This window comes from Tabrizicola caldifontis (genome assembly GCF_004762095.1).
Classification (GTDB): domain Bacteria; phylum Pseudomonadota; class Alphaproteobacteria; order Rhodobacterales; family Rhodobacteraceae; genus Tabrizicola; species Tabrizicola caldifontis.
In genome coordinates this window covers 1-15,749 of the sequence record NZ_SIJH01000026.1, presented here as the reverse complement: position 1 = coordinate 15,749, position 15,749 = coordinate 1, and the positions used below count along the sequence as shown (strand labels likewise).

General features: G+C 67.8%; 19 protein-coding genes and 2 pseudogenes. 2 read left to right on the top strand and 19 right to left on the bottom strand.

The window, feature by feature from the left end; translation table 11 throughout:
• From EYB42_RS17860 to EYB42_RS16345, 5 genes are all read right to left on the bottom strand, one after another.
• Window positions 1-90, bottom strand: a 90-nt coding sequence (locus EYB42_RS17860) for a DUF7697 family protein (protein WP_449342968.1), incomplete at its 3' end; no start/stop codon positions are given.
• Window positions 91-152: 62 nt separating this feature from the next.
• Window positions 153-590, bottom strand: coding sequence for a hypothetical protein (locus EYB42_RS16360; protein ID WP_135451149.1), 438 nt, complete (start codon window positions 588-590; stop codon window positions 153-155).
• An 11-nt stretch (window positions 591-601) separates the two neighbouring features.
• Window positions 602-1,540 (bottom strand): phage tail tube protein, encoded by a 939-nt coding sequence (locus tag EYB42_RS16355; protein WP_135451148.1) that lies wholly within the window; start codon window positions 1,538-1,540, stop codon window positions 602-604.
• A 24-nt stretch (window positions 1,541-1,564) separates the two neighbouring features.
• Complete coding sequence (locus EYB42_RS16350; RefSeq protein WP_135451147.1) at window positions 1,565-1,984, bottom strand: acyl-CoA transferase; 420 nt, start codon at window positions 1,982-1,984, stop codon at window positions 1,565-1,567.
• A 40-nt stretch (window positions 1,985-2,024) separates the two neighbouring features.
• Window positions 2,025-3,278: an MFS transporter gene (locus tag EYB42_RS16345; RefSeq protein WP_205910004.1), complete on the bottom strand. Its 1,254-nt coding sequence runs from the start codon at window positions 3,276-3,278 to the stop codon at window positions 2,025-2,027.
• A gap of 87 nt (window positions 3,279-3,365) precedes the next feature.
• Here EYB42_RS16345 and EYB42_RS16340 point away from each other — a divergent pair, with 87 nt between their 5' ends.
• Window positions 3,366-4,322, top strand: a complete 957-nt coding sequence (locus tag EYB42_RS16340; RefSeq protein ID WP_135451146.1) for an arsenic resistance protein — start codon at window positions 3,366-3,368, stop codon at window positions 4,320-4,322.
• Between the two features lie 51 nt (window positions 4,323-4,373).
• Window positions 4,374-4,592, top strand: coding sequence for a GDCCVxC domain-containing (seleno)protein (locus EYB42_RS17660; RefSeq protein ID WP_135451145.1), 219 nt, complete (start codon window positions 4,374-4,376; stop codon window positions 4,590-4,592).
• A 21-nt stretch (window positions 4,593-4,613) separates the two neighbouring features.
• On the opposite strand, the gene EYB42_RS16330 is transcribed toward EYB42_RS17660, so the two are convergent.
• The 14 genes and pseudogenes from EYB42_RS16330 to EYB42_RS17645 form a co-directional block, all read right to left on the bottom strand.
• Window positions 4,614-5,243, bottom strand: a complete 630-nt coding sequence (locus tag EYB42_RS16330) for a DUF6441 family protein (RefSeq protein WP_135451144.1) — start codon at window positions 5,241-5,243, stop codon at window positions 4,614-4,616.
• The gene (locus EYB42_RS16325; protein ID WP_135451143.1) at window positions 5,240-5,551 is read right to left on the bottom strand and encodes a head-tail joining protein; all 312 of its coding nucleotides are present in this window, start codon (window positions 5,549-5,551) and stop codon (window positions 5,240-5,242) included. The genes EYB42_RS16330 and EYB42_RS16325 overlap by 4 nt, the downstream gene beginning before the upstream one ends.
• Entirely contained in the window at window positions 5,551-5,886 is a 336-nt protein-coding gene (locus EYB42_RS16320; protein ID WP_135451142.1) for a DUF2190 family protein, read from the bottom strand. Before EYB42_RS16320 ends, EYB42_RS16325 begins: the two co-directional genes overlap by 1 nt.
• 80 nt (window positions 5,887-5,966) lie before the next feature.
• Entirely contained in the window at window positions 5,967-8,000 is a 2,034-nt protein-coding gene (locus EYB42_RS16315; RefSeq protein WP_135451141.1) for a prohead protease/major capsid protein fusion protein, read from the bottom strand.
• A gap of 4 nt (window positions 8,001-8,004) precedes the next feature.
• On the bottom strand, window positions 8,005-9,501 hold the full coding sequence (locus EYB42_RS16310; RefSeq protein ID WP_135451140.1) for a phage portal protein: 1,497 nt from the start codon (window positions 9,499-9,501) through the stop codon (window positions 8,005-8,007).
• Window positions 9,501-9,710 carry a phage head-tail joining protein gene (locus tag EYB42_RS16305; protein ID WP_135451139.1) on the bottom strand — a complete coding sequence of 70 codons (210 nt, stop codon included), beginning with the start codon at window positions 9,708-9,710 and terminating at the stop codon, window positions 9,501-9,503. The genes EYB42_RS16310 and EYB42_RS16305 overlap by 1 nt, the downstream gene beginning before the upstream one ends.
• A gap of 2 nt (window positions 9,711-9,712) precedes the next feature.
• Window positions 9,713-10,438: pseudogene (locus EYB42_RS16300) on the bottom strand (terminase gpA endonuclease subunit); the annotation flags it as partial.
• On the bottom strand, window positions 10,419-11,396 hold the full coding sequence (locus EYB42_RS16295) for a DNA cytosine methyltransferase (protein WP_135451151.1): 978 nt from the start codon (window positions 11,394-11,396) through the stop codon (window positions 10,419-10,421). The gene EYB42_RS16295 and the pseudogene EYB42_RS16300, both read right to left, overlap by 20 nt.
• A 364-nt stretch (window positions 11,397-11,760) precedes the next feature.
• Window positions 11,761-12,279, bottom strand: a complete 519-nt coding sequence (locus EYB42_RS16290; RefSeq protein ID WP_135451138.1) for a GNAT family N-acetyltransferase — start codon at window positions 12,277-12,279, stop codon at window positions 11,761-11,763.
• Window positions 12,276-12,551 (bottom strand): type II toxin-antitoxin system TacA family antitoxin, encoded by a 276-nt coding sequence (locus EYB42_RS16285; RefSeq protein ID WP_050474469.1) that lies wholly within the window; start codon window positions 12,549-12,551, stop codon window positions 12,276-12,278. Before EYB42_RS16285 ends, EYB42_RS16290 begins: the two co-directional genes overlap by 4 nt.
• Before the next feature lie 54 nt (window positions 12,552-12,605).
• Window positions 12,606-12,869 carry a DUF6362 family protein gene (locus tag EYB42_RS17655; RefSeq protein ID WP_240784232.1) on the bottom strand — a complete coding sequence of 88 codons (264 nt, stop codon included), beginning with the start codon at window positions 12,867-12,869 and terminating at the stop codon, window positions 12,606-12,608.
• Between the two features lie 515 nt (window positions 12,870-13,384).
• A pseudogene (locus tag EYB42_RS17650) lies at window positions 13,385-13,897 on the bottom strand (AAA family ATPase); the annotation flags it as partial.
• A gap of 913 nt (window positions 13,898-14,810) precedes the next feature.
• Window positions 14,811-15,209: a hypothetical protein gene (locus EYB42_RS16270; protein ID WP_135451137.1), complete on the bottom strand. Its 399-nt coding sequence runs from the start codon at window positions 15,207-15,209 to the stop codon at window positions 14,811-14,813.
• A complete protein-coding gene (locus tag EYB42_RS17645; RefSeq protein ID WP_240784230.1) occupies window positions 15,209-15,619 on the bottom strand; it encodes a DUF6511 domain-containing protein in 411 nt (136 codons plus the stop codon). Before EYB42_RS17645 ends, EYB42_RS16270 begins: the two co-directional genes overlap by 1 nt.
• Window positions 15,620-15,749 lie beyond the last annotated feature (130 nt).

The following is a 15,749-nucleotide window of genomic DNA, read 5'->3' as shown; positions in this document are numbered from 1 at the left end:
CATGGCGGGTGCGGAGATGCCGAGGGTGTTCCCCAGCGCCAGTGCCACGCCCATGTCCCAACCGATGACCGCGCCGGGGATGACGCGCATCTGCCCGCCAAGGCGCTGCGCCAGGTCCCAGACCTGCGCGCCTTCGAGCGTCAGCGGCCGGTTCAGCCGGGCGGGGCAGTCGGGACAGGTCGTGCCGCAGGCCGCGCAGTAGCCTTCGCCCCCACCGAAGGACCAGTCGGCAAGGGCGCTGAGGCGTTTTTTTCCGCGTCCAGCAGGAGGGCCTTGGCGACGTAAGAAGTCTGGAACGCCTCGAAGGCGGGCCAGAGGTCGAGGAGCGCGTCGATGGCCTCGGGGCTCGGATCGATGGGAGTGCCATCGGCGTCGCCGATCCCCTCCCATTCGAGGATCGCACGCCGCGCCAGCGCCTTGGCCATGGCGAGCGCGGCTTCCTCGGTCGCGGCCCCCTCGGGCAACTCGGCAATCGCGGGATCGCTGCGTGCCGAGACCATCAGTGCGGTGGTCAGCGGGCGGAGCCGAACACGCACGCCGGGGATGAGGTCGCACCATTGCGGAGCGTTGGTGAGGTCGAGGGTCAGCATGGCGGGCCTTCTCAATAGGTTGCGACAGTGTTGACGAGGACGGCGGTGCACATGCGGGCGGGGCTGGTGGCCTTGGCCGCCTGCCAGTCGAAGGTGGCCTGGATGCCCTGCGGGCCCGGGATCTCGATGCGCGGGCGCGGCAGATAGACGGCGTGCGCGGTGAAGGTGAAACTGGCCTCGGCCCCGAGGCTCCAGGCGAAGACCAGCTCGCAGGGCGTGCCGTCGATGGCCTGCGTGATCAGCGTGGTGTCGGCGAAACGGACCTCCACCCGGCCCGTCAGCGCGGCCATGCCGGGGTCTGCCCCCTCGATGCGCCCGTCCGAGCGGATGGTCTCGATCCGGTCGAGGCCGTTGGACCAGGTCACCTCGGCGGAAATCACGTTGCCGAGCGGTGTGCCATTGCGGGTGATCGCACCGTTGAAATGCCCGAACCGCTGCAGCGCTAGGGCGGTGGGCGTACCGGCGGCCGTGGTGGCAGCGACGTTCTCGCCCTGCGCCACCAGTCGGGCCGTCGCGGTCAGCAGCCCCGACCGCGCCATCTGCCACGACAACTGATCGCAGACGCAGCCGGTGTACATCGCGTAGCGCGGAACCTCGGGCATGGCCGTCTCGATGGCCATGCTCGGCAGCGTCCAGTTGCCGGACTGGAAGGTGTGGGTCTTGGGCGTGGTGCCGGTGGTCGTGGGCTGACCGAAGGCGGCCTTCAGCCAGAGGCCGAAGTTCTCGACGTCGATCGGCACGACGACATCGCCATCGGCCGTGATCGCGTCCTTGATCGGGGCCAGCGGATCGCGTCCCTGGCCCAGCAGTTCCGAGGCGAGCAGCGGCTGTTCGGAACCGAGCGTGGTGCTGGCGAAGGGCACCGTCCGGTAGCCCGAGGCCGGCGCGGTACCATAGACGGTCTCGAACGCAAGCGCCATCTGCGCCCGCGCCCCATGGGCTCGTGCCATCGTGTTCTCCTATCGTCGGTGGGGTCAGGCCAGTGGATCGGCCGTGGAATAGTGCAGGATGACCGGGATCACCGCCGCCTTCAGGCTGGCGGCGCCGTCAACGGCCAGATCGACCGGACGCGGCGCTTCCGCCTCGACCCAATCGCAAAGGCTGCCCAGCGTGCGGTCGGCAGCAATCGCCGAGCCGACACTGGCGCAGAGCGTGTCGAAGGCGGTGTCACGGGCCGCACCCTGCACGACGGCCTCGATCTCCGCTCTGTGCTGGTAGTGGTAACGCAGCGGCGACAGCGTGACCTCGGGCTCGCCGGGCTCACCGTCGCGCAGGATCAGGAGACCTGCGGCCGGCACACGCTCGGGCAGCACCTCGCCCCGCAAGACGGTGGCGGGCAGCGCCGAAAGCCGCGCGTGCAGCGCGGCGAGGATGGTTTCGCGGGGGGTGGGCATTAAACTGCCTGCAAATCACAGACGTTGAACGACGCGCGGGTTACCTGACCCTCAGCAAGGCCAGCGTTCCCGCCGCCATCAGCGCCGCCGCCACCGCAAAGGCGACCAGCGGCGAGGCCAGCGTCCACAGGATCCCGACCGCGGAACTGGAGATCAGCTTCGCCGCACCGTTCACCGTGCCCAGCGCCCCGTAGCCCGTCGACAGCCGGTCCTCAGGCACCATGCCGGCTGTGACCGTCGCCTCCAGCGCCTCCTGCACAGCGACATAGAGACCGGCAATGGCGAAGATCAGGCCGAGGAACCAAAGGCTTTCCGTCGTGAACGCGAAGGCCGTCGCCATCAGAGCAGCGGTCAGCACGCCGAGTGCATAGCCCGCGACCAGCACGCGGCCCGGCCCCAGTCGGTCGGCCAGCACGCCCACCGGATAGGACGCCACCACCTGCACCACGTTTCGCCAGACATAGAGAAGCCCCGCCACCTGCGCCGCCTGGACAACGCCCATTTGCGCCGTGAGCAGCACCGTCGCAGCCAGGATCAGCAAGCTGTGCGAAAAATCCCCCAGCCCGAACACCCCGACCGCGCCGAGGTAACGCTTGAACCGCGCGGGCAGCCCCCTGAGCGTCGAGATCAGCCGCAACTCGGGGTTGGGCGAATGCTCGGGGTCACGGACCAGTGTCAGAAACGCCAGTACCGCCAGGCCGCCGGGGATCAGCGTCAACCAGAAGACGAGGCGAAATGCATCGGCCGGATCCGGCCAATCGAACCCCTGCGCCCAGCCAAGCGCCGCGATGCCGAGGAACGGACCGAAGATCGCCCCCACCGTATCCATCGCCCGATGAAACCCGAAGGCGCGCCCGCGGGTCTCGGGACGGATCGCCTGCACGATGATCGCATCGCGCAAGGGCCCGCGCAGACCCTTGCCGAACCACGACACCGTGCGTCCAAGCAGCAGGAGCGGCCAGCCGACCGCGAGGGCGATCAGCGCCTGCCCGACCGGGGTCAGGCCGTAGCCAACCAAAACGAGCGCCTTGCGGTGCCCGAACCGGTCGGCGATATGGCCCGCGAACATCTTGGTGAAGCTCGCGACCGCGTCGGCAATGCCCTCGATGATCCCCAGCACCGCAGCCGGGATGCCAAGCACGGCGAGGAAACCCGGCAGGATGACGGTCGTCGTCTCATAGGCGAAATCCCCGAGCGCCGAGGTGATTCCCGCACCGGCGACCGTGCGGTTGAACCATCCGGTGGGCGGCATTGGAACGCCCGTTTCTTGCGCATTCGGGTCGGCATCGTTCATTCTTCGGAGTCTTCTTTGTTTTGGAGGGCGATAGCCTTCCTTGAGGACGAGGTTATACCTCGACTGCAATAATTGAACAGGATGGACATGAGCCGCATTGCGCTGGAGCGTCACCAGGTCTGGATCTATCTCGCCGCCATCCTGGCGGGGTTGGGCCTCGGTCTGTTGCTGCCGGGGGCCGCCGCACAGCTCGAGGCAGCGGTCTGGCCGCTGCTGGGCATCCTGATCTTCGTGACCTTCACGCAGGTGCCGCTGATCCATCTGCCGGAGGCATTCCGCGACCGGCGCTTCATGGGGGCGATGCTCGCGGGCAACTTCGCGGTCATCCCGCTGATCGTGGCGGGGCTGCTTGTGTTCCTGCCAAGCGATCCTGCAGTCCGGCTGGGCGTTCTTCTGGTCCTGCTCGTCCCCTGCACGGACTGGTACATCACCTTCACGCATCTGGCGGGCGGCGACACCGGCCGGGCGATCGCCGCCACGCCCGTGAACCTGATCGTGCAGATGGCGCTGTTGCCCATCTATCTCTGGCTCTTCATGGGATCGGCCTTTCTGGAGATCTTCGCGGTCGGTCCCATCGTGACCGTTTTCCTGACGCTGATCGTGGCGCCGCTGGTGGCGGCATGGTTGCTTGAACGATGGGCCGAGGCAGGGTCCGGCCGAGACACGGTGATCGAGCATCTCGCCTGGTTCCCCGTGCCACTGCTGGCGCTGGTCGTTTTCCTGATTTCCGCATCACAGGTGCGGACCGTGACCGCGTCCCTGCCTGTCCTGCCGCAGGTGGCGGGCGTGTTCGTCGGTTTTCTCGTGCTGGCCCTGTTCGCGGGGCTGGGTCTTGCACGCGCGTTTCGCCTGCCGCCGCGATCCGGGCGCGCGCTGGTGTTCAGCCTCGGCACGCGCAATTCCTTTGTCGTGCTGCCGCTGGCGCTGGCCTTGTCGCCGGAATGGCGTCTGGCCATCGTGGTCATCGTCTTCCAGTCGCTCGTCGAACTGCTGGGCGTGCTGGTCTACCTCAAGGCGGTGCCGCGGCTTCTGCCCGACAGATAAGCGGGATATGCTGCAACCAATCTTGCGGAGCTCCTGGCCGAAAGCGATTCAATGTCCGATCAATCACCCATTCTTGTCAGCACCATCACCTGCCCCGACTGCGGGCACGCGAAAACCGAGACCATGCCGACGGATGCCTGCCAGTGGTTCTACGAGTGCACGGGCTGCGGCAAGCTCTTGAAGCCGAAGCCCGGCGATTGCTGTGTCTATTGCTCATGGGGCAATGTCGCCTGTCCGCCGATCCAGGCAGGCAGGGATTGCTGCGGCTGATCGACTGGATGATTGACCCTCTCAAATGCGCACATCCACCCAGTTCGCCACGATCAGCCCCGGCACGGCTTCATGCGCCCGCACCGCATCCCGCGCCAGGTCCAGCCGCTTCGGCAGCTTGACTTGCGGGACCAGCAGGAAGATCGGCGCGGTGACCTTTCCGCGCCCGGTCTTCGAGCGCGACACCACCGCCTGGCCTTTCGTGTTCAGCCGCCCCTCGGCGACCAGCAGGCTCGGGCCCGTCCGGCGATATACGAAGCGCAGGCGGAGGCCGCGTCGCCGCTCCCATTCACCGGGCGTGATCCGGCCGCCGCGTAGGGATTTGCCCGCGGCGGGCAGCGGGATCGCGAGCCAGAAGCCATTCTTCGAGCGGATCAGCGGGCCGGTGTCGTGCGCGCCCACGATGACCGGGGCGTTCGACCAGACCAGCACTGCCGCGTTGAGGCTGGGCTTGGCCTTGGGGAACTGCTCCGACCGGATGGTGCGGGCCAGCCGGGCCCCGAGGCCCGCGCCGGTGATCTGCAGCCGCCAGGCTGCCTTCAGCCCGGTCCCGGCCTCACGGATCGCGGCCGACACGGCCCTCTCGCCCGCCGCAACCTCGGCCGCCATCATCGCGACAATGTCGGGATCGATGTCGAGCTTCAGTTTCACGCGGGCCTCAGGTCGACAGTCCAGACCAGCCGCTCGCGGTCGCGGACGGGTTCGCCCTGGATCAGGAAGGCGTCGCCCTCGATCTCGATGCGGTCGCCGGGGCGCGGGTTCGCCACCTCGGCCACGCGCAGGTCGATCCGGGTGGTCTCGGACCAGAGCCGGGCATCGCCGAAGTCGGTGATCGCATCGGCGCGCCGGGCGACGACGCGCACAAGGACGGGCGCACCGCCGTCAGCGATGTAGACCGCGTCCTGGCCGATGTTGGGATCGGCGAAGAGCGCGCCGACGGCGGCGGCGAAGGCGCTCATCAGAACGTCGCGTTCAGGCGGACCCGGCCGATGGTGTCGCCCGCGCCGCTCGCCACCGCCTCGACGGCCACGCCGATGAGGGTGTTGTCGGTCGCGACCGTCGTGCAGCGCTTGTTCGTGTCGTCCCAATAGACCTTGGCGCCGACGGTCCATGCCTGGGAGCCGACCTTGGTGATGTCGAACACGCCGACGAGCGCGGTCTCGACGGGCTCGCCGAGGGCGGCCGCGCCAGCGGCGATGCCGAAGATGGAAGCGACGAGCAGGCCATCGCCGGAGGCGACGGCATAGGGCGCGGTGAGGGTGATGGTGTTGCCGGGCTGGACGTAGTTTTTCATGGGGAGGATCCTTTTGGAAAGACGAAGGGCGGCCCGTCAGGACCGCCCGTGTGTCGGGGTTCAGCATGTTGGGGTGCGGGTTAAGCGCCCGGGTTCTTGTAGAGGCCGCGCCAGTCGATGGCCTTGGCGCCGAAGTCGAGGCGGCACTTGATCTCGACCCCGTCGACGTCGAAGCCGTTGCGGGTCTCGATGTAGGCGCCCTGCTGCCCCTCGAGATAGGCGTATTCGATCGTGTCGATCTGGTTCGGGCTCGCCGCCAGATACCAGGCGGTGGCGCTGGCGGCGTCGAGGCGCGGCTCGCTGATCGGCGACAGCGTGCGGATCGACTGCGGCACCACCTTGGCGCTGTCGGCGGGGACGAGGTTCTGGGCGACCAGCTGCTCGGCCTTCAGTTCCAGCGCCGCGGGCACGATCAGGAAGGCGGGCCGGATGTTCAGCACCGTCTTCCTGTCGAGGCCGGTCTGCAGCGCCATCGCCGCCCGGGCCGCCCCGACACTGGCCACGTCCAGCGCCGCACCGGTGCCTGCGAGGTTCTTGTGCGTGGTGTGGAACAGCGCGTTGCCGTCGGCCATCGCCGGGTTGGCGGTGATGATCCCCCAGACGACGTCCGACTCCAGTTGCGCGATGGAGTTGCCGTACATCGCCGGGATGCGGGTGAAGGCGTCGAGATCGTCGTTGATCAGCGTCTGGCGGGTGATGGCGACCACCCGGCCATAGGTCTTGACCTTGTAGCTCTCCTTGCTCTCGCCGAGCGTGCCGCGCTTGAACTCGCCGCTTTCGCCCACTTCGAGGAGTTGCGGCGCCTCGCCCAACTGGACCCGGTGCATCGACTTGAAGTCGGTGGCGAGCACCTGGCGGCAGAAGAGCGCGAAAGTCCGGGGATAGGCGTCATAGGCCTGCCGCAGGGTCTTGTTGGTGACGGCCGACAGGATCTCGGGGAAGTCCGAGGTCGAGTGCAGCGCGCGGGTCGCCACCTCGTCGCGCGAGAGGCCGCGCGTGTTCACCCCGGCATTGCCGAGGCTCTCGCGGGCGAGCTCCAGCAGTGTCATGCCGCGGTACTGGCGCGCGGCGTCCTCGAGCGGGAACAGCGTCGGGCTGTAACGGTGCAGCAGCGCGTTCGCGACGGCGTCGCGGCGGGTGATGCGCTCGTCCCGGCCGCCGAGGGGCACGGAGACATGCGGGAAGGTCCGGGTCTCGTCCGACTTCGCCGCCACCTGGTCGAGGATCAGGCGGCGGGACTCGTCCACGCTGACGCCGCGCTTGACCAGGTCCTCGGCGAAGCCGCGCTCGAGGTTCAGGCGGCCTGCCAGATCGTAGATGGTGGAGACGCGGTCGCGCTCGGCTTCACGGGCACGGGTCGCGATGGCTTCGGTATCTGAGGCCTCAACCTTCGGGGCCTTTGGCTGGCTGCGCGTCTCAGCCGCGCGCGTCTGCGCTTCGGCCGCGCCGGTCTTGTCGTCGGGCATGGTGATCTCCTCGGTCGCTGCCGTATCGGTTGTGTCGTCGGCCGGAGCGGCCGGGGTCTTGTCGGTCATCGGGGATGCTCCTTCCTCTGTGAGGGCGTCCCGGCGATGGAGGACGCAATCGTGTTGTTCGCCCTTGGCGCGGAAGCCCGCGGCGGGATCGGCGCCGACCGGCACGGCCGAGACCTCGAACGGCGTCCAGTCGACCGCCCGCCAGAGCTCGCGCCCGCCATCGGGCTTGGAGATGTCGAAGCGGTGGACCTGGTAGCCGATGGAGACCGCCCGGATGTGGCCGGCCTGGATGTCGCGCCAGATCGGCTCGACGTCCGCGCGCTCGCTGATCCGCACCACCGCGATGCCGCGTCCGTTCTCGATCCGCGCCGAACCCGGCACGACCGAACCGATGACCGCGTCGAGCGTGTCGACCTCGTGCACCTTCAGGAAGGGCGCGCCCGCGTTCAGCCGGTCGAGCCGGACATGAGCGGGATCGAGGCTCAGCTCCTCATCATAGGGCTCGCCGAAGAAGCTGGCGCGGCGTACGCGGGCTCCGGCCGACCAGATCACCTCGACGGTGCGGGCATCCGGGTCGACGCTGTTCGGCGCAAGCTCCGCCGACCGGCGCATGGCCGGCAGTTCGATCATCGTGTTCATGGGGTCAGTCCTGTTGGTCGGCGTCGGGCTCGGCTGGGTCTTTCGTCTGCGCGCTGCCGGTCTTGGTGATGCGGCGCGGGTCGCTGTCGAGCACCAGCCCCAGCGCATCGAGCTTGGCGTTGGTGGCGGCAATCTCGGCCAGCACCGCATCCGGGTTGCGGCCCTGTTTCGCGATCACCTCGGCCAGCGTCATGGTGCCGGAGCGGATCGACAGCAGGTTCGCCATCGCATCCTTCTGCGGATCGACCGCCTCGAACTTCGGCGGCGACCATTCGACCGGCACGATCGGCGACGGGATCTGGCCCGCCGCCCATGCGGCTTCGGTGAACCAACGCCAGACAGGCGCGCATAACATCGGGATGAACAACTGCCACTGCACGGCGTCGATCTGGCGGCGGAACTCCACGAGCCCCGCCCGGATCGAGGAATAGTTCACCTGGGACAGGTCCCCGGTCAGCAACTCGTAGGGCACCCGGAACCCGGCCGAGATCGTGTGCAGGCTGGCCCGCTTGTATTCGGCGTAGCCGCCGGTGGCCGCGGGCTGGTTGAAACGGATATCCTTGCCGCCGCGGGCATAGGCGATCAGCCCCGGCTCGAACTGCTCGACCCGATTGCCGTCGGCATCGACCACGGCGGGCGCGATGCCCTGCTGGGCCTCGTCGTCGCCGAAGACGATGGCCGTGACACAGGCCTCGGTCTTCTTGCGGACCAGTTCCGCGACCTCGTAATCGTCGAGATCGCGCAAGCTGCGGATCACCGGCGCGCCCCAGGGAACGCCGCGCGCCTGCGTGCGCTGCTTCTCGTAGACATGGGCGATCTCGGTCGCCGGGACCGGGCGGCTCTGCAGACCGTTCTGCAGGGCCCCATAGGCGTCGCCGGGGTGCTCGGCATGGAGCCAGTAGGCCCTGCGTTTGCCGACCGGGTCGAACTCGATCCCCTGCACCAGTCGGCCCGCACCGACGACGCCGGATTTGGTGGCGTCGAGGAAGTCAGCCTCCAGCACCTGCAATTGCAGCGGCACGGGCAGACCGTCGCTGGCGCGCCGCAACCGGCGGCGGACCAGAACTTCGCCCGCCTCGACCATCTCGCGGCAGATCAGCGTCTGGAGCCCGTAGAAGTCGAGCTGACCATCGGCATCGCAGTCCGCCGTCCAGCGGGTGAACAGCGCGTCGACCTTCCGGTCGAGCTTGTCGTCACCGCTCGCGGCGCGCGGCATGATCCCCGCGCCGATGATGTTGTTGACGAGCACCGCCACGGCCTTGGCCGCATGCGGGTTGTTGCGCACCAGATCGCGCATCCGGTCGCGCAAGAGCGCCCCGGCCACGCCGATCTCGGTGTCGGCGGAGGATCCCGGCGCGCGCCAGCCCTCGGTCCGCCGCCCGCGCGCGGCCCCGTCATAGCCCCGCGTCAGGGTCTCGAACGCCTGACGCGCCATGACACGACGAGCCGCCATGCGCGGGGCCACCGTGGCGATGGCATGATCGAACCAGGTCGCAGACATCAGCGGTCCCCGCGCGAGAAGCCCGCGAGCCCGGCCACCGGCAGCGGCCGTGTGCTGCCCGCGATGGCGCGCTCGATGGTGCGAATGCGCGCGAGCAGATCCTCGGCCGAGCCGTAATCCACCGACTTGCCGTCATAGCTGACCCGGGTCGTGCCGCTGGCATAGGCCCGGCGCAGCGCCGAGAGCTCGGTTTCCGTCCAGTCGGTCATGCTCAGAACCATCCCTCCCGCCGCCCGAGCCAGTCGGAGCGGCGCTTGCCCTGCGGGGCCTGCCCCGGCCGGTTGATCTGCCCGGCGGGATCGGTGTCGGTGGGTGCGGCCCCGAGCTGATCCTCGAGGTCGCGCCATTTCTCCTCAGACCAGCGGTCCGCGCCCGCGATCCAGGCGGCGGCGCGGGCGTAGACCCGGCAATCCAGCGCCTCGTTGCGCTCGCGCAGCTTCTGCCATTCCAGCCGGGCAAAGCCGCGCTTGGTGCGCACCGTCACCAGCTGTTCGGCGACGAACTGCTTCAGCCATTCGTTCTCGACCCAATGCGGCAGGTGCACCGAACCGGGCGGGAACGCCGCCCCGTCGGCGTTCGGCCGGCTTACGCCGCGCCACTGGCGCGACGGTCCGGCCTCACCCTCCTCGGTCGGGCGCGCCAGCCGCAGGAAGCGGTAGGTCTCGGCCTTGAAGGTCGACACCGCCACGGTCCAGAGCCTCGCCCCGCGCCGCAGCCGCTTGCCGCCCTCGGTCGCGTCCACGAAAGTCGGCCCCGAGACCGGGCTCGAGCGGTTGAACCCCTCGACACCCTTGACCGGCGATACCTGCCCAAACCCCTGCGCCCGCGACCAGGAATAGACCGCCGGGGCCTCATAGCCGGTGTCGATGGCGAGCCGCGCGATGCGCAGATGCGCACCGCGTTCATGCGGCCAGCTTCTATCCAGCAGGGCGGTCAAGGTCAGGCGCGCATCGGAGGTATCGCGCCCAGCCATCGGCGTCACCAGGACCTGGCGGCCAAGCAGGCCGTTCACCGGCGTGTTCGCCAGCGTCGTCGCTCCGTCCTTGTGATCGCGGGCCGTCGGGGTCATCCACATTCCCGCTGAATGCGTCAGATCGGCCGTCTTGCGGTTGCCCGCGCTCGGTTTGCATCCGTCGTTGGCCATCGGCGTCGGCCACATCGCGGCCGTCGTTGCGAGGTTCATGCCGTGCTGTCCCGCTGCCTGCGACGGCGTCGGCTTCGTCTGCCGGTTCTCGTTGGCGCTGGCCCTCGGTGTCGGCCAGAGCCGCAGCAGTTCCGTCCGGTTCCCGCCACTCGACCGGGTGCCAGAGCAGGCGCGCGGGGTCGGCCAGGTCGTCTCCCTCGCGGATGGCGAGGATGAACAGCCGCTCCCGCTTGTGGGTGGCGCCGACCTCCGCCGCCGTGAAGAGGCCTGCCGCAAGGCGGTAGCCCATGCCGACCAGTCCGCTGGCGACTTCGGGGAAGCCGAGGCGGAGATGATGGGCGACATTCTCGAGGAAGACGAAGGGCGGCTCGACCTCGGCGATGATGCGAGCGACATGCGGCCAGAGGTGGCGCGGGTCGTCCGCGCCCCGGCGCTTGCCCGCGACCGAGAACGGCTGGCACGGATAGCCCGCAGTGACGATGTCCACCGCGCCGCGCCATGGGCGGCCATCGAAGGTTCCAACGTCGTCCCAGACAACAGCCTGATCCAGGGACGTGTCTTCCATCCGCGCCACGAGCGTGGCTGCGGCGTAGGTCTCCCGTTCGACATGGCCCACAGCACGATATCCGGGGATGGCGAGGACAAGCCCGAGATCGAGCCCGCCTGCGCCGGAGCAGAGGGAAAGGCCGAAGAGGCATGCGTCTCCGGCTCCGGAAGCGCGTCCGGAGGAAGGTAAAGCCAGGTCATGCATGTCACGCGGCGGGTTCGGGAAGGGTTTCGGGAGGCGGGTGGATCCGGATTCTAGCTGGCTTCCCAAAAATCCGGCCCTGACGCTGGCGAAGTCTCGCGCTTCGCCCGCCAGCATACGATTTCCGCCAGGAAGGACCCGCGAACTCGTATGCTCAGGCGATGTTGACGTGAACGGGCATCGATCCATAACGAAAGGATCAACGCGGATCCTTTACTTGGATCAGTTCCAGCGACAGTATCCGTGCGCTCGTGATCGCGACGCGCGCTTCTCCCGAGGATAGCCAGAATCTTCCCGAGAACTGGGGTTTTCGTCTCTTCGAAAAGTGTCCGGCGGACACTTTCCGCTTCGCTTCGCGAGCTTGCGATCACTCGCCGAGAAGCGCCCGCAGATCTTTCATCAGCAGGAAGAGGTGATAGGGATCGGTCGGGCTCGGTTCGAAGTCGAACTGCTCGTACCAGGCGCGCGCTTCATCGTCCTTGGCATGCACGAGCAGCGCTCGGATACCTGCAATGTCGGCAGCTTGAGCCGTGCGCAGCAGTGCATCCTTGAGCAACGCCTTGCCCAGCCCCTTTCCCTGCTCGGCCCGGCCGATGGCAAGACGAGCGAGGAGCATCACCGGGATCGGATGACGGGCAAGCCCCTTGCTGACTCGACCGGGTGCCTCGGCATGTTCGACAGCACCGACCGCGAGGCTGTAATAGCCCGCGACACGCTGTTCCCCGCGGCACACGACATAGGTCTGAGCGCTGCCCGCTTTCTGGTTGACCAGAGCGTGGCGTTGCAGGAATCGATCGAGAGGTTCCTTGCCGCAATCAAACCCGTCGACGTCGTGGGAGGCATCGAGCTTTTGGACGGCAGAGAACGATTGGTTCTCCGCCGTCACTCAAGCACGCTCTTCTCGGCGAGCAGTCTGGCGAGGCGCGGCTTGCTCTGGACGGGGCGGTCGAGAACATCCTGGAATGCTTGCCACTGGGCGTCATCCAGCCGGAACATGCGCCGATCGACGAGCGCTTCCTCGGCGGCATGAATGCCCGCCTCGAGCAGGAACTCCGTCACGTTCTTGTGCGAAAATGTGGCAGCTCGCTGCAGCAGCGCCTTCATGGTCGGCGTGGTGCGCACCTCGATGCGTTCGGACTTGGCTTCGGCTGCTGGCATGGCGGATCTCCTGTCCCGACCTTCATATCATACGGACAACGTACGGACAAGAAGTTAATTGGGGTGACTGGCCGGGTCCTCGCAAGCCCCCTTGACCATTTCAATCACGTAGCGGCGCGACCGGAGCCGGGGGACTTTGCGCTGGTTCAGCCGCCATGCGATCACGCAGAGCGCATAGAGCCAGTGCTCGTGCGCCGCCGAGCGCTGCAATCCCACGGTCCAGCAGATGGTTTTCCAGCGCTCGCCGTAGGCGCGCAGCCAGACAATCTTGCCGTCGATCGGATCGAGCCCCACCGTCCAGCTGAGCGTTTCCTCCATCCGGCTGATCGCGGCGGGTAGCCGAACTTCGAACGCGAGGTTGGCAGACCGAATGGCGCGCCATCGCGAACGAACTTGATGAAACCCTTCGTGGCCAGCACGCTGATCCGCTCGCGGATCGTGTCCTTGCCGCCGAGCCCGGCCTGATTCTCGAAGCTCTCGGCGAATTGCAGCGCGGTATAGAGACGGCCGGCCTCGGCCTCATCACAGAGCAGTTGAAGGATCACGTCGTGTTTGCGCGCGCGCTCGGCGTCGAGCTTCTCGCCGAACTCGCGACGCACGAGCCTTGTCTCCGAACGGTCGATCGCGACCCAGCGTCCGTCCGCCTTGTCGACGATCATCGGCTCGATGCCGGGGCCGTTGCGGAGCTCGAAATGCAGCATCCGCTCCGGCCGGTCCTCGTCGGGCCGGTGCATGATCACGCCGGAGGTGTAGAAGCTGCGGAGGCTGCCCGCGCCCGAGAGCGCCATGAACGGGTCCTCGACGAGCTGTTTCTTCGTGATCTTGCGGGTGTGATGGCAGAGGATCAGGCCGGCATCCGGGGCTACGGCGTCCCGCAGGGCCTCGACCCGCTCCTGCAGGAAGAAGAGCATCGCGGTGTTGTCGTTCTCCCCGCCGCCGTCCGGACCGCCATCGAAGAGATTGCGGATCGGGTCGATGCAGAGGATGTCGGGCGCGCCATGCCCGTAGTGGGCGCGAACCGCGGCGATGGTCAGGCCCACGCCGCCGGCGTCGAGCAACATGCGGACCTTTGGCGTGGCGACGAGATTATCGCGCGCCGCGGCCAGGAGCGCCGGCTCGATCCGGATGGCCTGAAGGCGCTCCCGGAGGTAATGGTACTGGATCTCCGCCTGCAGATAGAAGATCCGCAGCGGCCGGCTTGGCGCAAAGCCGAGGAAGGGCACGCCCGCCGCCATGTGGACGAGCAGACTGATCAGGAAGTCGCTCTTGCCGACCTTGGGGGCGCCGCCGAGCACCAGCATCCCGCCCGGCGTCAGCAATCGCGGCGCGATGATGTCCTCGGGCATCGGGCTCACGTCGTCGAGCAGTGCGCCGAGCGTGAAAACCGGCAGCGCGGACATCGGCGGAACGGCGATCCGTTCGAGGGCCGGTCCGTGGCGCTCTTCGTGCAGACGCCAGAGGCGCTGGGCTTCCGAGGCGAGGCGTTCGAGCGGCCAGCTGGGACGGAGCTGGGCGGCGTTGTACTGGCAGATCGCCTCCCAAGCGTCGTCGCGGCTCATGCGGCCCTCATGCGCCATGCGGACGTAGTGGCCGATGGCGGCGCTCGCCCCCTGGAAGCGGGTCCAATCGTCTGATCCGCCTTCGCGGACCGGCGTCGTCAGGACATCGGTGATCGACGGTTTGTTGGTCGAGGGGGCTGGCTCGGAACCAACACCGGCAAGCGGTGGCATGTCGGCGACGAGTTCGGCGAAGTCGCGTAGATGGACCTCGATCCGGGGGCTGTGGCGGCGGATGTTGACCAGCCGCTTGAAGCCGCCCTTGTGATAGACCGAACCGGCCAGGCGGATCGGCTGGTGGGCCGATCGGAAATGCGTGTCGCCGCCGACCTTGACCGCGATGTCGCCGCGCAGCCGACAGAGAAGCGCGATGTCCTCGCCCTCGGCCGGTTCGCTCAAGCGCCACCAGACATGAAGCTTGTCGAGACCATCCGGCGTCCGGCCGCCGCTTTCGACGAGCAGTGTCGGCTCGCCGAGATGACGTACGAGGTGGTCAAGCTTGGCCGCAATGTCTCCGGCGTCGAGGTCGACCAGGACCGTCTGCATCTGCTGGACATCGGCGGCCTTGGCCTTGCCGGTCTCGGCGACCGTTCCCGGCACTACATAGAAGGCCGCCCCTTCGCGTGCTGCCCAACCGGCGAAGGAAACCGCCTTCTCCAGCAAACTGTCGTCGATCTCGATCCAGGCGTTGTGGGGTCGGCGGTTATAGTCCAGCATGCTGACCTCCCTCGTAGCTGCGGTGGGCGAGCCCGTGGCAGGTCGAGCAGAGCCATTCGACCGCGAGCGGCTCGGAATAGTCGTGATGATGGGCTTCGAGTTCGGTCACGCAGCCGCAGCGCTGACACCAGACCGGCACGATGATCCGGCACGCCTTGACTGCGCTCCTGACGATGCCGTGCGCCTTGTTCTTTTCAGCGTGGCGCAGCCGATACCGGCGCTGCGCCTCCCGATGCCTTTCGGGATCTCGGAAGTTCTGCGCGTAGGCACGCTGATATTCCCGGCGGCAATCCCGGCACCAAGCCTGTAGACCATCGGGGCTCCGGCGCCGCACGCCAAACTCTACCGCCGGCTTCTCTTCACTGCATTTGCTGCACGTTTTCATCAGAACGGCACCTCCGCGTCGGCGTCGGCTGCCATGGCGTGCATGGCGTCCTGGAAGCCGCCGACGGCGACCTCGATGAGCGTGAGCACCTGCGCCTCCGTGAGGTCGGAGAAGCGCGTCTGCCAGCCGATCTCCTCCATGATCTCGGCGACCGACTTCATGGCGGCGCGGATCGCCGCCTTCTCCTGTTCGGTGAGATCAACCATGGCCCAACGCTCCCGCGCCAAACGCGTCCAGAAGCCTTGGCAGGCCATCGAGCAGAACCAGACCGAGGGGCGCGGTTGCTTCGATCGCACCGGGTCGAACCAGCCAAAGCCACGGGTGGGTCGCCGGCAGACAGCACAGAGCGTTCCACGCGGATGCCAGAGCCGCCGCCGGTCCTCGGCCGTGGTGGGGGAAACAGATGCCATGGCTCATGCCGCCTTACCTCTTTTCAATGCGCCCATGTCGGTGGGAAGCTGCTTGGGCGCAGGCGATGCGGGTATGGCTGTCATGCTGGCTGTTCCCGATGGCTCGGAGGGCTGGGCCGCCCGCATCGCC

Excerpts from the sequence above, each read along its gene's own strand:
- EYB42_RS17645 (WP_240784230.1), bottom strand. The coding sequence starts at position 15,619 with ATGGCATCTGTTTCCCCCACCACGGCCGAGGACCGGCGGCGGCTCTGG.
- EYB42_RS16320 (WP_135451142.1), bottom strand. The coding sequence starts at position 5,886 with ATGAAAAACTACGTCCAGCCCGGCAACACCATCACCCTCACCGCGCCC.
- EYB42_RS16345 (WP_205910004.1), bottom strand. The coding sequence starts at position 3,278 with ATGAACGATGCCGACCCGAATGCGCAAGAAACGGGCGTTCCAATGCCG.
- EYB42_RS16310 (WP_135451140.1), bottom strand. The coding sequence starts at position 9,501 with ATGTCTGCGACCTGGTTCGATCATGCCATCGCCACGGTGGCCCCGCGC.
- EYB42_RS16360 (WP_135451149.1), bottom strand. The coding sequence starts at position 590 with ATGCTGACCCTCGACCTCACCAACGCTCCGCAATGGTGCGACCTCATC.
- EYB42_RS16285 (WP_050474469.1), bottom strand. The coding sequence starts at position 12,551 with ATGCCAGCAGCCGAAGCCAAGTCCGAACGCATCGAGGTGCGCACCACG.
- EYB42_RS17655 (WP_240784232.1), bottom strand. The coding sequence starts at position 12,869 with ATGGAGGAAACGCTCAGCTGGACGGTGGGGCTCGATCCGATCGACGGC.
- EYB42_RS16350 (WP_135451147.1), bottom strand. The coding sequence starts at position 1,984 with ATGCCCACCCCCCGCGAAACCATCCTCGCCGCGCTGCACGCGCGGCTT.
- EYB42_RS16355 (WP_135451148.1), bottom strand. The coding sequence starts at position 1,540 with ATGGCACGAGCCCATGGGGCGCGGGCGCAGATGGCGCTTGCGTTCGAG.
- EYB42_RS16270 (WP_135451137.1), bottom strand. The coding sequence starts at position 15,209 with ATGAAAACGTGCAGCAAATGCAGTGAAGAGAAGCCGGCGGTAGAGTTT.
- EYB42_RS16295 (WP_135451151.1), bottom strand. The coding sequence starts at position 11,396 with ATGCATGACCTGGCTTTACCTTCCTCCGGACGCGCTTCCGGAGCCGGA.
- EYB42_RS16305 (WP_135451139.1), bottom strand. The coding sequence starts at position 9,710 with ATGACCGACTGGACGGAAACCGAGCTCTCGGCGCTGCGCCGGGCCTAT.
- EYB42_RS16340 (WP_135451146.1), top strand. The coding sequence starts at position 3,366 with ATGAGCCGCATTGCGCTGGAGCGTCACCAGGTCTGGATCTATCTCGCC.
- EYB42_RS16325 (WP_135451143.1), bottom strand. The coding sequence starts at position 5,551 with ATGAGCGCCTTCGCCGCCGCCGTCGGCGCGCTCTTCGCCGATCCCAAC.
- EYB42_RS16315 (WP_135451141.1), bottom strand. The coding sequence starts at position 8,000 with ATGAACACGATGATCGAACTGCCGGCCATGCGCCGGTCGGCGGAGCTT.
- EYB42_RS17660 (WP_135451145.1), top strand. The coding sequence starts at position 4,374 with ATGTCCGATCAATCACCCATTCTTGTCAGCACCATCACCTGCCCCGAC.